The organism is Citrobacter sp. Marseille-Q3906, from assembly GCF_916618775.1.
GTDB lineage: Bacteria > Pseudomonadota > Gammaproteobacteria > Enterobacterales > Enterobacteriaceae > Citrobacter > Citrobacter murliniae.
On the sequence record NZ_CAKAKA010000003.1, the window covers coordinates 237,306 to 251,409 of the forward strand.

Below are 14,104 nucleotides of genomic sequence, written 5' to 3' on the forward strand. Positions count from 1 at the left end.
CGTAACCAAAACAACTTTTTTACATATTTAGATCAATAATCGCACGCCTTCCAGCGATAGTGTGTACTAACTCATGCGAGAAAACTCAGTCCCCCGACTTTTTGTCTTGTCATTCATTCCGCAATCCAGGCATTTCATTCCGTCCTGATGGCATCTCATGCCTTTTTCTCCCTGCATAAACTGCACTTCGTTATGGTTGTCAGCAGAGAATTTCCCTTTTGTTTATGCAGGAAGACTGCCATGAAAACTTCTGATTATCAGCGTACCCGCTGGCTAACACTTATCGGCACTATCATTACCCAATTTGCCTTAGGTTCTGTTTATACCTGGAGCCTGTTTAATGGCGCGCTCTCCTCTAAGCTGGATGCGCCTGTCAGCCAGGTCGCATTTTCCTTTGGCTTGCTGAGCCTGGGCCTGGCGATTTCTTCTTCTGTCGCCGGTAAACTTCAGGAACGTTTTGGCGTGAAACGCGTCACCATGGCATCCGGTATCCTGCTGGGCGTGGGCTTTTTCTTAACGGCACACTCAGACAGCCTGATTATGTTGTGGCTGAGCGCAGGGGTATTGGTCGGCCTGGCGGACGGCGCTGGATATCTGTTAACGCTTTCTAATTGCGTAAAATGGTTCCCTGAGCGTAAAGGGCTGATTTCCGCCTTTGCTATCGGCTCTTATGGTCTGGGCAGCCTCGGGTTTAAATTTATCGACACCCATTTGCTGGCCACCGTTGGACTGGAAAAAACGTTCATCATCTGGGGTGCAATTGCGTTGGTGATGATTGTCTTTGGCTCCACGCTGATGAAAGATGCACCAAATCAGGAAGTGAAGTCAGTAAATGGCGTTGTTGAGAACGACTACACCCTGGCACAGTCCATGCGTAAACCACAGTACTGGATGTTGGCAGTGATGTTCCTGACAGCGTGTATGAGTGGTCTGTATGTGATTGGTGTGGCGAAAGATATCGCACAAAGCCTGGCGCATATGGATGTGGCGACGGCGGCCAATGCGGTAACGGTGATTTCTATCGCTAACCTGTCAGGTCGTCTGGTGCTGGGTATTCTGTCTGACAAAATTTCCCGTATTCGTGTTATCACCATTGGTCAGGTTGTTTCTCTGGTCGGTATGGCGGCACTGCTTTTCGCTCCGCTTAATAGCACGACCTTTTTTGCAGCGATTGCCTGTGTGGCGTTTAACTTTGGTGGCACCATTACCGTGTTCCCGTCACTGGTAAGTGAGTTCTTCGGCCTGAATAATCTGGCGAAAAACTATGGTGTTATCTACCTTGGCTTTGGGATCGGCAGCATTTGCGGTTCAATCATCGCCTCGCTGTTTGGCGGCTTCTATGTGACCTTCTGTGTTATCTTCGCGCTGCTTATCATCTCACTGGCGCTGTCTACCACCATTCGTCAGCCACAGCGAAGCGTATTTACCGAGGCGCACGCCTAATCTTATCTAGTCGTCTGATTAATACACGGCGCATATATTTACAAAAATATGTGCGCTGTTTGCATTCTCCATAAGCACTTTTGCTCCCTCCTGTGGTCTACTTACCCGCGCTTGTAGACATTTCATCTCTGCTGTTGTCGCATCTTTCACCTGTCTGGTCTGATTGACCGTTGCACAGGGTGTTTTTATCCCGATTTCCAGGGTTTTTTTGCATGAGATATATTAAGTCGATGACGCAGCAAAAGCTTAGCTTCTTGCTTGCGCTCTATATCGGTCTGTTTATGAACTGCGCAGTTTTTTATCGCCGATTCGGCAGCTTTGCGCAGGAATTTACCGCCTGGAAAGGAATCTCTGCGGTCGTTGAATTAGCTGGCGCGGTGCTGGCGACCTTCTTTTTACTTCGTGTTCTCTCTTTATTTGGTCGACGCGTCTGGCGTGTACTGGCCACCTTTGTAGTGCTTTGCTCCGCAGGTGCAAGCTATTACATGACCTTCCTGAATGTGGTGATTGGTTACGGCATTATTGCCTCGGTAATAACCACAGATATTGATTTATCGAAGGAAGTTGTGGGCTGGCATTTCATCGCCTGGCTGGTTTCTGTCAGCGTTTTTCCTTTGCTCCTGATCTGGAGTAATCGCTGTCGTTACACCCTGTTAAAACAGGTTCGTACGCCAGGACAAAGGTGGCGTAGCGTGGCCGTGGTCGTGCTGGCTGGCCTGATGGTGTGGGCGCCGATTCGTCTGCTTGGTATGCAGCAGAAAACGGTTGAACGCGAAACGGGAATTGATTTACCCAGCTACGGCGGCGTAGTGGCGAACTCCTATCTGCCTTCAAACTGGCTTTCCGCGCTTGGATTGTATGCCTGGGCACAGGTTGATGAGTCTTCAGATAACAAATCGTTGATGAATCCGGCGAAGAAGTTTACCTACGTTGCACCAAAGAATATCGATGATACCTATGTCGTCTTTATTATCGGTGAAACGACGCGCTGGGATCACATGGGTATTTTTGGTTACGAGCGAAATACCACCCCAAGACTGGCTCAGGAAAAAAACCTCGCGGCATTCCGTGGCTATTCGTGTGATACCGCAACCAAGCTTTCACTGCGCTGTATGTTCGTACGTGAGGGTGGGGCAGACGATAACCCGCAGCGTACTCTGAAAGAACAAAACATCTTTTCCGTTCTCAGTCAGTTAGGGTTTAGTACCGATCTTTACGCGATGCAAAGTGAGATGTGGTTCTACAGCAATACGATGGCGGAAAACATCGCCTATCGTGAGCAGATTGGCGCTGAACCACGGAACCGTGGCAAAACGGTTGACGATATGCTGCTGATTGATGAGATGCAGCAATCCTTAAAGCAGGATGATAATGGCAAGCATCTGATTATTCTGCATACCAAAGGATCGCACTTTAACTACACGCAGCGCTACACCCGCGATTATGCCCAATGGAAGCCAGAGTGTGTCGATGTTGATAGCGGCTGCTCGAAGGCGCAGATGATCAACTCGTTTGATAACTCGGTGACCTATGTTGATCACTTTATTACCAAAGTGTATGACCAGTTGCGAGATAAGAAAGCGATAGTGTTCTACGCCGCGGATCACGGTGAGTCGATTAACGAGCGTGAGCATTTGCACGGTACGCCGCGTAAAATGGCTCCGCCAGAGCAGTTCCGCGTTCCCATGCTGGTGTGGATGTCTGACAAGTATCTGGAAGATCCCGAGCATGCGAAGGCGTTTGCCCACCTGAAGCAAGAGGCCGATATGAAGGTGCCGCGTCGCCATGTGGAACTGTATGACACCATTTTAGGTTGCCTTGGTTATACCTCGCCAAATGGTGGTATTAACGAGAACAATAACTGGTGTCGTATCCCGGACGAACAGAAGGCTACGGCTCAGTAACGGGGCTGCTGACTTTCTCGCCGATCGAATGCCATTTTGTGACGTAGGGATTGACGGGCGCGCACCTGCGCAGTAAGATGCGCCCCGCATTCGGTGATTGGCGCAGCCTGGTAGCGCACTTCGTTCGGGACGAAGGGGTCGGAGGTTCGAATCCTCTATCACCGACCAAATTTAAAACCCTGCTCAACGAGCAGGGTTTTTTGCATTTGTAGCCGTGAGGATGAGAACCTCCGGGGGTAAGAGGTTCGACTCGAGCAGCGCGAGAGAACGTTGCAACAGCAACGGTCCGCAGGGCGAGGCACGAAGTGGCGAGTAGTCCTCTATCACCGACTAATAACTTACCTTCATTTCATCTGCAAAAATTGTGCACCACTTCCCACTGACAGTTAACGATTCTGTGACATATTCCATTGTCTTTTTTTATATTAGCTTGAATCTTTTTTTGCGTTACTTATGGCTGAACCTAGCATTTTCCGCTGTGCGTTTTAACGTTCATGGTATTAATCGCTCAGATATGCAGCATTAATTTAGAAATTTTTCATAATCTGCATAAATGTTAATCACCAAATGTTGCTAAATATGAAGATATTTATTCTGGCATAGTGCGCGTAGCACAAATTTCCCTGCTGAAAATATCAGTCTGCACTTTTTTTAATCTTTGTTTGCGAATTCTCACCCTTGGTGTAAATCACGGTTACCTGTATTGACGTTTTCACATTCTGTTGACAGATTGTAGGGCATGAGGGGCATTTCATGGAGAATCCGCACTGCAACTCAGTCGCTTATGTGAACGGAATCCCTATCCTCTTAACGCCGACCCGGCCGGGTAAAAAACAAAAAAGGCCAGGCGGTGCAAACCCACTGCAAAGGGTAAAACAACAAACATCACATTTGGAGCAGAAGAATGAGTATTTCCTTGAAGAAGTCAGGGATGCTGAAGCTTGGTCTGAGCCTGGTGGCTATGACCGTCGCAGCAAGCGTACAGGCTAAAACTCTGGTTTATTGTTCAGAAGGATCTCCTGAAGGCTTTAACCCACAGCTTTTCACCTCTGGTACCACTTATGACGCCAGCTCAGTGCCGATTTATAACCGCCTGGTTGAATTCAAAACTGGTACGACTGAAGTTATTCCGGGCCTTGCTGAGAAGTGGGAAATCAGCGAAGACGGTAAAACATATACCTTCCACCTGCGTCAGGGTGTGAAGTGGCAGGACAATAAAGAATTTAAACCAACGCGTGATTTTAACGCCGATGACGTGGTGTTCTCTTTCGATCGTCAGAAAAATGCTCAGAACCCGTACCATAAAGTGTCTGGCGGCAGCTATGAATACTTCGAAGGAATGGGCCTGCCAGACCTGATAAGCGAAGTGAAGAAAGTTGACGATAAAACCGTTCAGTTCGTGCTGACGCGTCCTGAAGCGCCGTTCCTTGCGGACCTGGCTATGGACTTCGCCTCTATTCTTTCCAAAGAATATGCTGACAACATGCTGAAAGCGGGCTCCCCGGAGAAAGTGGATCTGAACCCAATCGGTACCGGTCCGTTCCAGCTGCAGCAGTACCAGAAAGACTCCCGTATTCTGTATAAAGCATTCGAAGGCTACTGGGGCACCAAACCGCAGATCGACCGTCTGGTCTTCTCCATTACGCCTGACGCTTCTGTGCGTTATGCCAAACTGCAGAAGAATGAGTGCCAGGTAATGCCATACCCGAATCCGGCTGATATCGCACGTATGAAGCAGGATAAAAACATCAATCTGATGGAGCAGGCGGGTCTGAACGTTGGCTATCTCTCTTTCAACACCGAGAAGAAACCGTTTGATGACGTGAAAGTCCGTCAGGCGCTGACCTACGCGGTGAACAAAGAAGCAATCATCAAAGCCGTTTATCAGGGTGCAGGTGTTGCTGCGAAAAACCTGATCCCACCAACTATGTGGGGCTACAACGATGACGTTAAAGACTACAGCTACGATCCAGAGAAAGCCAAAGCGCTGCTGAAAGAAGCGGGTCAGGACAAAGGCTTCACTGTTGAGCTGTGGGCAATGCCGGTACAGCGTCCGTACAACCCGAACGCACGCCGTATGGCTGAGATGATCCAGGCTGACTGGGCGAAAATTGGCGTTCAGGCCAAGATTGTCACCTACGAGTGGGGCGAGTACCTCAAGCGCGCCAAATCTGGTGAGCACCAGGCCGTTATGATGGGCTGGACCGGCGACAACGGGGATCCGGATAACTTCTTCGCTACGCTGTTCAGCTGTGCAGCAGCGAAAGATGGTTCCAACTACTCTCGCTGGTGCTACAAGCCGTTTGAAGATTTGATTCAGCCGGCGCGTGCGACCGACGATCACAATAAGCGTATTGAACTCTACAAACAGGCCCAGGTGGTGATGCATGACCAGGCTCCGGCACTGATTATCGCTCACTCCACCGTATATGAGCCGGTGCGTAAAGAAGTCAAAGGCTATGTGGTTGATCCATTAGGCAAACACCACTTCGAAAATGTCTCTGTCGAATAATTAAAAGCAAGCCAGGCCGCGTTACGTACCGTTAAGTCGGACCCGCGTAACGCGATCTGGCAGTAATGCTTTATCTCCTTCTCGCTTGAGGGGGAGATAAGATTTGTGAGCAATACAGACGTGCTGTCACCAGGCTGCACGTCATTAGAGAGAATCCGGGTTATGTTGCAGTTCATTCTCCGACGTTTGGGACTCGTCATCCCCACGTTTATCGGTATCACTCTTCTCACCTTTGCCTTCGTCCATATGATCCCCGGTGATCCGGTGATGATCATGGCAGGTGAACGTGGTATCTCCCCTGAGCGCCATGCTCAACTCTTAGCTGAACTCGGTCTGGATAAGCCGATGTGGCAACAATACCTCCATTATATTTGGGGGGTGATGCATGGCGATTTGGGTATCTCACTGAAAAGCCGTTTACCGGTGTGGGAAGAGTTTGTGCCTCGCTTTAAAGCGACGCTGGAGTTAGGCGTCTGCGCCATGATTTTTGCTACCGCAGTGGGAATTCCAGTCGGCGTACTCGCTGCTGTTAAGCGTGGTTCCATTTTCGACCATACCGCAGTTGGCCTGGCGCTGACCGGTTACTCCATGCCTATCTTCTGGTGGGGCATGATGCTGATCATGCTGGTCTCCGTGCAGTGGAATCTGACGCCTGTTTCCGGGCGGGTAAGCGACATGGTGTTCCTTGATGATTCCAATCCACTCACCGGTTTCATGCTGATCGACACCGCCATCTGGGGTGAAGAGGGCAACTTCATTGATGCCGTGGTGCATATGATCCTGCCTGCGATGGTGCTGGGGACAATTCCGCTGGCGGTGATAGTGCGTATGACCCGTTCGTCAATGCTGGAGGTGTTGGGTGAAGATTATATTCGCACTGCGCGCGCCAAAGGTTTGACGCGGATGCGTGTAATCATCATTCATGCGCTGCGCAATGCCATGCTGCCCGTCGTGACCGTTATCGGCCTGCAGGTCGGTACGCTGCTGGCAGGGGCAATCCTGACCGAAACCATATTTTCGTGGCCGGGTCTGGGGCGCTGGCTGATTGATGCGTTGCAACGCCGCGATTATCCGGTTGTGCAGGGCGGCGTATTGCTGGTGGCGACGATGATTATTCTCGTCAACCTGCTGGTAGACCTGCTGTACGGCGTGGTGAACCCGCGTATTCGGCATAAGAAGTAAGGGGCCATCATGTCACAGGTTACTGAAAATAAAGTTATTACTGCACCGGTGCCCATGACCCCGTTGCAGGAGTTCTGGCACTATTTCAAACGCAACAAAGGTGCGGTTGTTGGGTTGGTATACGTTGTTGTGATGATCCTGATTGCGGTCTTTGCAAACGTCCTCGCGCCGTACAACCCGGCTGATCAGTTCCGCGATACGCTGCTGGCTCCGCCTGCATGGCAGGAAGGCGGTACGATGGCGCATTTGTTTGGTACGGATGACGTAGGGCGCGATGTGTTGTCTCGCCTGATGTACGGTGCTCGTCTGTCGCTGCTGGTCGGCTGTCTGGTGGTAGTACTCTCCTTGATGATGGGAGTGGTCCTGGGGCTGGTTGCGGGCTACTTCGGCGGTATTGTTGATAACATCATCATGCGCGTAGTGGATATCATGCTGGCGCTGCCGAGCCTGTTACTGGCGTTGGTGCTGGTAGCGGTATTTGGTCCGTCTATCGGTAACGCCGCGCTGGCGCTGACGTTTGTGGCATTGCCACACTATGTGCGTCTGACGCGCGCCGCCGTACTGGTGGAAGTCAACCGCGACTATGTTACCGCTTCCCGTGTGGCGGGGGCCGGAGCGATGCGCCAGATGTTCGTTAATATTCTTCCTAACTGTCTTGCGCCGCTGATTGTTCAGGCGTCGCTCGGCTTCTCTAACGCCATTCTCGATATGGCCGCGCTTGGCTTCCTTGGCATGGGTGCGCAACCGCCGACGCCGGAGTGGGGCACCATGCTCTCCGACGTGTTGCAGTTCGCGCAAAGTGCATGGTGGGTCGTGACCTTCCCGGGTCTGGCGATCCTGCTGACGGTGCTGGCATTTAACCTGATGGGTGACGGTCTGCGTGACGCGCTCGATCCCAAACTGAAGCAGTAAGAGGTTCGAGATGGCGTTATTAAATGTAGATAAATTATCAGTGCACTTCGGCGATGTGGGTTCCGAATTCCGCGCTGTAGACCGCATTAGCTACAGTGTAAACCAGGGTGAAGTGGTTGGCATTGTGGGGGAATCCGGCTCGGGTAAATCCGTCAGCTCGCTGGCGATTATGGGGCTGATTGACTACCCTGGCCGCGTAATGGCTGAGGCGCTGGAGTTTAACGGTCGCGACCTGAAGCGTATCTCTGAGAAAGAGCGCCGTCAGTTGGTGGGCGCAGAAGTGGCGATGATCTTCCAGGATCCGATGACCAGCCTGAACCCATGCTATACCGTTGGCTACCAGATTATGGAAGCCATAAAGGTACATCAGGGTGGTAACAAGAAAACCCGCATTCAGCGGGCGATTGACCTGCTGACGCTGGTGGGCATCCCCGATCCCGCCTCGCGTCTGGATGTTTATCCGCACCAGCTTTCCGGTGGTATGAGCCAGCGTGTGATGATCGCGATGGCGATTGCCTGCCGTCCGAAGTTGCTGATTGCCGATGAACCGACAACGGCGCTGGATGTGACCATCCAGGCGCAAATCATTGAGTTGCTGCTGGAGCTACAGCAGAAAGAAAATATGGCGCTGGTGTTGATTACTCACGATCTGGCGCTGGTGGCTGAGTCGGCGCACAAAATCATTGTGATGTATGCCGGCCAGGTGGTGGAAACCGGGGCTGCGCACGATATTTTCCGCGCTCCTCGGCATCCGTACACTCAGGCATTGTTGCGTGCGCTACCGGAGTTTGCCCAGGATAAAGCGCGCCTGGCATCGCTGTCGGGCGTGGTTCCGGGTAAGTACGATCGTCCGAACGGCTGTCTGCTGAACCCGCGCTGCCCGTATGCAACGGATAAGTGCCGTAGCGTTGAACCGGAGCTGAACATATTGGGCGACGGTCGCCAGTCGAAATGCCATTACCCACTCGATGATGCCGGGAGGCCTGGGCTATGAGTACGCATGATGCCACCTCGCAACAACCATTGTTGCAGGCAATTGACCTGAAAAAATATTATCCGGTGAAGAAGGGCATGTTCGCTCCGGAGCGCCTGGTGAAAGCGCTGGACGGTGTGTCTTTTACCCTTGAACGCGGTAAAACGCTGGCAGTGGTCGGAGAGTCAGGCTGCGGGAAATCGACGCTCGGTCGCCTGCTGACGATGATTGAAGTTCCAACCGGCGGTGAGCTGTATTACCAGGGACAGGATCTGCTTAAACACGACCCGCAGGCGCAAAAACTGCGTCGACAGAAAATCCAGATTGTGTTCCAGAACCCGTACGGTTCTCTGAATCCGCGTAAAAAAGTGGGGCAGATTCTGGAGGAGCCGTTGCTGATCAACACCTCGCTCAGCAAAGAACAGCGTCGTGAAAAAGCGCTGGCGATGATGGCGAAAGTGGGTCTCAAAACTGAGCACTATGACCGCTACCCGCATATGTTCTCCGGCGGTCAACGTCAGCGCATCGCGATTGCCCGTGGTCTGATGCTTGATCCGGACGTGGTGATTGCCGATGAACCTGTTTCCGCGCTCGACGTATCCGTACGCGCACAGGTACTGAATCTGATGATGGATCTGCAGCAGGATCTGGGGCTGTCCTATGTCTTTATCTCCCACGATTTGTCGGTAGTGGAACATATTGCCGATGAAGTCATGGTGATGTACCTCGGCCGCTGTGTGGAGAAAGGAACCAAGGATCAAATCTTCAATAATCCGCGTCATCCTTATACGCAGGCTTTGCTCTCCGCGACGCCACGGCTGAACCCGGATGACCGCCGGGAGCGTATTAAGCTGACCGGCGAGCTGCCAAGCCCATTGAACCCACCGCCGGGCTGCGCGTTTAATGCCCGTTGCCGCCGTCGTTTTGGTCCTTGTACTCAGCTACAACCCCAGCTTAAAGACTATGGTGGTCAGTTGGTGGCATGCTTTGCCGTCGACCAGGATGAGAACCCACAGCAATAAACGTGGGTTATGACCTGATAACCGGAGCCTTGTGCTCCGGTTTTTTATATCTTTGTTTTTATCCCCACAGTGTGAGGTTATTGGCAGAACATTCTGCCGTGTCGGCTAGAATGTGTTCAGTACTGTAAGCATCACAGAAATATCTACTTCGCAGTTGCTAACTATTTGGAGCAAATGTGGTTACGATACGCTGGGATATTAAAACAATTGACCGCCTGTCTATGGTTGAGGACGTTCTTAAGGAGTTCTCTTTCTGTGACATTAATATCATTTCAATGAAAGTGACGACGGGCAGGATCCTGATTAAGTCGTGGTGTCGTCAACTGCAGGATATTTCTGGCGTTGAATCTCGTTTAAACCAGCGTACTGATATTATTAACGTTGCCTGGCTTTCTGAAGAGATTGCAGGGCTATCGTCACCGGATCTGACTCGCCCGCGTTATTTTTCAGACATTATTTGCAGCAGCCAGAGCATGCAGTTGCTGATTGAAAAGGCGATCAGAATCGCGGATAGCAAATATACCGTTTTAATCCGGGGTGAAACCGGTACCGGAAAAGAGCTGCTGGCCCGGGCTATCCATAATTCCGGGCATCGGCGCTTTTACCCGTTTATTCCTGTTAACTGCTCAGCGTTACCAGAGGCGCTGATGGAAAGTGAATTCTTCGGCTATGAAAGAGGGGCCTTCAGCGGTGCTGACTGCAAAGGTAAAAAGGGGCTGTTTGAAATGGCTGATAAAGGCACCCTGTTTCTGGATGAATTTGGTGAAATGCCGTTGAGTTTACAGGCTAAATTGCTGCGTGTTCTTCAGGATGGCGGGATACGTCGCGTTGGTGGGGCAGAAATTATTCCAGTAAATGTGCGCATTATTGTGGCAACCAACGCAAATCTGGAGGAAATGGTCGAACAACGCCTGCTACGGGCCGATCTTTATTATCGTATTAACGTGCTTTCCCTCACCATTCCTCCTTTACGGGAGCGCCCGCAGGATATCAGCCAACTTATTCGCCATTTTGTGCAGAAATACGCAAAGGAATTCCAGCGACGTCTGATTCTGGATAAAGCCTGTTTTGAGGCATTGCATCATCACGCCTGGCCGGGAAACGTTCGCGAGCTGGAAAACACTATTATTCGTCTGATGCTGATGGCGGAATCCGATGTTATTACCAGAGAGGATTTGGGGATGACAAATATGCCATCGGCTAAGCAGGTCCATGCCGAGCGCCCTTTTAAAGAGCAAGTTCAGTACGCTGAGCGTCAGCTAATCGAGCAGATGGTTGAAGAAAATGTCTCGTCGCGGCATATTGCCAAAGCGTTGGGGGTATCTCATACCACGGTACTGAATAAAATCCGCAGCTATCAACTGGAGAGTGTGAGTTAAGCGCCGCCAGGATTTGACGGCGCACAATGCGGACTATTCAATCAGTTTCAATAGCGGCGACAGACACAGCAAAATTCCGTACAGCAGGATAAGCCAGGTTTTCAGCCCGCGTAGTTTTTCCAGTTGCGTCACTTTATAGATCAGGAAAAACGGAATAATGCACGAAACGATACCGTAAAGTGGGCTGCCCATCTGGAAGAATACCAACACCGACACGCGGAATGACACCCAAATAACCAGTGTTGTTACGATAAACGCGCAAATACCCAGAGTTAAAACCAGCGGGTTAATTTTCTCAACGTCGATTACGCGCCCTAGTACGTTAAGAATAATGCCCTTAATCGCTTCATGGAACCCCAGATAAATACCGAAGAATGCAGTCAACACGGCAAAGATATTTAATACCGTTGAGGTAATATGGATGATTTGTCCTGGAATAACCTGAGCCGCCAGTGCCAACGCAGAAATATTCTGCTCGAAGGCCGATACAGCTTCTTCATGGCTAATGGAAAAGGTAAATGAAAACGAGAAGAACAGGATCACCGCAATCAGCGTAATGTAACTGATTCGATGGGTGCGAATGGCCATGCGTGTAGCCAGTATTCTGTCAGACACCCGTTTGCGGTAGGCGATGTTCATTGGGTTCAGCACCTGAATAAACACCGCCGAAAAGAAGCAGAATGGGATGGTCAGCAGTACGTCACGAAAGAACACTGACGCCTCTGGGAACGCACTGATATTGCTAAAATTCCAGTGTGGAACCATCGCAAAACCAAACACAACGATGATACCCACTTTCACCACTACCATTGGACCGGAGATTTTGAATAGCAGCTTCTCCCCACCGGAGGCAATAGCAACCAGTACAGCAAAAATAGCTACTTTATAGATGATCGATTGTGAAAGATCGGCATCAGTCAGCCCGAAGGTTTTTATATATGAAGCGCTGTCAAAAACAACGGATAATGAATATATAAATATACCATGGATAATCATCAGGAAATAAATAACACCGAGAAACACTCCCCAGTTTTTTCCCAGGTAATGACTAATAATATCGGTGTAGTCATTGCAGGTTTCGCTTTCTGATAATGTTTTTAAATAAATATCCTGCACAATATAGGTTGCTGGGTAGGCAATAATAAATGCGACAATAAATACCCAAATACCTGTCAGGCCAATTTGTACTGGCATCAGTACCGTTCCGGCACCAATTGCCATGCCGATGCAGAGTAGCACCCAGCCAAAATCGTATTTCGTGAACGGTATTTTTTGTGAGAATGGTACGGCGGTTGCTGTATTGTTGCTTAATTGTAATGTGTTGTCCTGCATAGAACCCCCTGCCCAAAATACCCACTCTCCCTGAAAAAGGATTGTGCGTATAACCAGGCTGTTGTGCCTTGATTCTCAACGACCTGAACCGAGCGGCGTCGGTTCAGGTCGTAATGGTCAGAATGTTGCCTTTCTGATGGCGTGTTCAAGGTCGTTAATAATATCTTCTGGATCTTCAAGACCTACAGAAAGACGGATAAGTCCGTCGGTAATACCTGCTTTAAGCCGTTCCTCTGGCGCAACGGGCGAATGTGTCATAGACGCTGGGTGCTGAATGAGGGTTTCGGTATCACCGAGACTGACCGCGAGGAGGCACAATTCTACAGAATTGATCATCCGTCTGCCAGCCTCCAGGCCTCCGGCGATTTCGAAGCTGATAATTCCTCCCGGCAGACTCATCTGGCGTTTACCCAGCTCATACTGCGGGTGTGAAGGCAGGCCAGGATAATAAACTCGGGTAATAGACGGATGACCTTCCAGGAAGCGAGCAATTTTTAACGCGTTTTCACAGTGGCGTTCCATACGAATGCCCAGCGTTTTAACACCACGCAGCGTCAGCCAGGCGTTGAAGGGGCTCATACAGCCGCCGGTGATATCCTTCAGCCCGACGAATCGTGCCTGGTCGATAAAATCCTGCTTGCCAACAATGATGCCGCCAATCACGTCTCCGTGACCGTTGATATATTTGGTCACACTGTGCACCACGATGTCGGCACCTAACTGCAGAGGCTGCTGACAGTATGGCGACATAAAGGTGTTATCCACGACCAGCAATGCACCTTGTTGATGGGCTATGCCAGCCACCGTTTCAATATCGACCAGTGAGAGCGTTGGGTTGGCTGGCGTTTCGATATATACCACTTTAGTTTCCGGGCGCATGGCAGCACGGATTTCATCGGGTTTTGCGGCGTCAACGAAGCTCACGTTAATACCGAACTTCGGCATGCTGTGGGACAGAAAAGCATGAGTACAGCCGTAAATTGCACTGGCGGAAACGATATGATCGCCCTGCTGGCACAGGGTCAGCAGTGACGTTGTGATGGCTGAGATACCGGATGCGGTTGCCAATGCGGCGTCGCCTTTTTCCAGTACCGCCAACTTTTTCTCCAGCGCGTCGGTGGTGGGGTTACCCAAACGGGTATAAATGTACCCGGACTCCTCGAGCGCAAAGCGGGCGGCACCTTGTTCGGCGCTGTCAAAAACAAACGTTGAAGTCTGGAAAATAGGCGTACTAAGCGCGCCAGTGGAAGGATCGGGTTGTTGCCCCGCGTGAACGATCTGAGTATTGAATCCGTAAGTACGACAGTCAGACATGATATCTCCTTTAATTCGGAACAGAACAGCTCACACTCAAATAGCAATCGCTGTGCCATAAAATGAACCTATGGATATCAATGCATTAGATAAATCGCTGTTTAGTAAGCTGTCAGGAAAGTTGCCATCTG

11 protein-coding genes, 1 tRNA gene and 1 other RNA gene are annotated in these 14,104 nt (G+C 50.6%); 11 read left to right on the forward strand and 2 right to left on the reverse strand.

What is annotated here, in order from left to right:
* Positions 1-240 precede the first annotated feature (240 nt).
* From LG384_RS18470 to LG384_RS18520, 11 genes are all read left to right on the forward strand, one after another.
* Complete coding sequence (locus tag LG384_RS18470) at positions 241-1,443, forward strand: MFS transporter (protein WP_045448674.1); 1,203 nt, start codon at positions 241-243, stop codon at positions 1,441-1,443.
* Between the two features lie 212 nt (positions 1,444-1,655).
* The gene (eptB, locus tag LG384_RS18475) at positions 1,656-3,347 is read left to right on the forward strand and encodes a kdo(2)-lipid A phosphoethanolamine 7''-transferase (protein WP_045448672.1); all 1,692 of its coding nucleotides are present in this window, start codon (positions 1,656-1,658) and stop codon (positions 3,345-3,347) included.
* 91 nt (positions 3,348-3,438) lie between these two features.
* Positions 3,439-3,515: transfer RNA gene (locus tag LG384_RS18480), tRNA-Pro, on the forward strand.
* A gap of 32 nt (positions 3,516-3,547) precedes the next feature.
* Positions 3,548-3,680, forward strand: a non-coding RNA gene (locus LG384_RS18485) — RtT sRNA.
* Between the two features lie 420 nt (positions 3,681-4,100).
* Positions 4,101-4,337: a hypothetical protein gene (locus LG384_RS18490; protein WP_162604169.1), complete on the forward strand. Its 237-nt coding sequence runs from the start codon at positions 4,101-4,103 to the stop codon at positions 4,335-4,337.
* The gene (dppA, locus tag LG384_RS18495; RefSeq protein WP_045448670.1) at positions 4,252-5,859 is read left to right on the forward strand and encodes a dipeptide ABC transporter periplasmic-binding protein DppA; all 1,608 of its coding nucleotides are present in this window, start codon (positions 4,252-4,254) and stop codon (positions 5,857-5,859) included. Before LG384_RS18490 ends, dppA begins: the two co-directional genes overlap by 86 nt.
* Positions 5,860-6,021: 162 nt before the next feature.
* Positions 6,022-7,041, forward strand: coding sequence for a dipeptide ABC transporter permease DppB (gene dppB, locus LG384_RS18500; protein WP_045448668.1), 1,020 nt, complete (start codon positions 6,022-6,024; stop codon positions 7,039-7,041).
* A gap of 9 nt (positions 7,042-7,050) precedes the next feature.
* Positions 7,051-7,953 carry a dipeptide ABC transporter permease DppC gene (dppC, locus tag LG384_RS18505; protein ID WP_045448666.1) on the forward strand — a complete coding sequence of 301 codons (903 nt, stop codon included), beginning with the start codon at positions 7,051-7,053 and terminating at the stop codon, positions 7,951-7,953.
* Between the two features lie 10 nt (positions 7,954-7,963).
* Positions 7,964-8,947, forward strand: coding sequence for a dipeptide ABC transporter ATP-binding protein (dppD, locus tag LG384_RS18510; RefSeq protein WP_045448664.1), 984 nt, complete (start codon positions 7,964-7,966; stop codon positions 8,945-8,947).
* A complete protein-coding gene (gene dppF / locus LG384_RS18515) occupies positions 8,944-9,948 on the forward strand; it encodes a dipeptide ABC transporter ATP-binding subunit DppF (RefSeq protein ID WP_225761358.1) in 1,005 nt (334 codons plus the stop codon). The genes dppD and dppF overlap by 4 nt, the downstream gene beginning before the upstream one ends.
* A 176-nt stretch (positions 9,949-10,124) precedes the next feature.
* Complete coding sequence (locus LG384_RS18520; RefSeq protein WP_225761359.1) at positions 10,125-11,327, forward strand: sigma-54-dependent Fis family transcriptional regulator; 1,203 nt, start codon at positions 10,125-10,127, stop codon at positions 11,325-11,327.
* Positions 11,328-11,360: 33 nt separating this feature from the next.
* Here the strand turns inward: LG384_RS18520 and LG384_RS18525 are convergent, their stop codons facing one another.
* Both LG384_RS18525 and megL read right to left on the reverse strand, forming a co-directional pair.
* A complete protein-coding gene (locus LG384_RS18525) occupies positions 11,361-12,659 on the reverse strand; it encodes an amino acid permease (RefSeq protein WP_045448658.1) in 1,299 nt (432 codons plus the stop codon).
* Between the two features lie 117 nt (positions 12,660-12,776).
* Positions 12,777-13,973, reverse strand: a complete 1,197-nt coding sequence (gene megL, locus LG384_RS18530; RefSeq protein WP_045448656.1) for a methionine gamma-lyase — start codon at positions 13,971-13,973, stop codon at positions 12,777-12,779.
* Between the last annotated feature and the right edge of the window lie 131 nt (positions 13,974-14,104).

Excerpts from the sequence above, each read along its gene's own strand:
- LG384_RS18470 (WP_045448674.1), top strand. The coding sequence starts at position 241 with ATGAAAACTTCTGATTATCAGCGTACCCGCTGGCTAACACTTATCGGC.
- eptB (WP_045448672.1), top strand. The coding sequence starts at position 1,656 with ATGAGATATATTAAGTCGATGACGCAGCAAAAGCTTAGCTTCTTGCTT.
- LG384_RS18490 (WP_162604169.1), top strand. The coding sequence starts at position 4,101 with ATGGAGAATCCGCACTGCAACTCAGTCGCTTATGTGAACGGAATCCCT.
- dppA (WP_045448670.1), top strand. The coding sequence starts at position 4,252 with ATGAGTATTTCCTTGAAGAAGTCAGGGATGCTGAAGCTTGGTCTGAGC.
- dppB (WP_045448668.1), top strand. The coding sequence starts at position 6,022 with ATGTTGCAGTTCATTCTCCGACGTTTGGGACTCGTCATCCCCACGTTT.
- dppC (WP_045448666.1), top strand. The coding sequence starts at position 7,051 with ATGTCACAGGTTACTGAAAATAAAGTTATTACTGCACCGGTGCCCATG.
- dppD (WP_045448664.1), top strand. The coding sequence starts at position 7,964 with ATGGCGTTATTAAATGTAGATAAATTATCAGTGCACTTCGGCGATGTG.
- dppF (WP_225761358.1), top strand. The coding sequence starts at position 8,944 with ATGAGTACGCATGATGCCACCTCGCAACAACCATTGTTGCAGGCAATT.
- LG384_RS18525 (WP_045448658.1), bottom strand. The coding sequence starts at position 12,659 with ATGCAGGACAACACATTACAATTAAGCAACAATACAGCAACCGCCGTA.
- megL (WP_045448656.1), bottom strand. The coding sequence starts at position 13,973 with ATGTCTGACTGTCGTACTTACGGATTCAATACTCAGATCGTTCACGCG.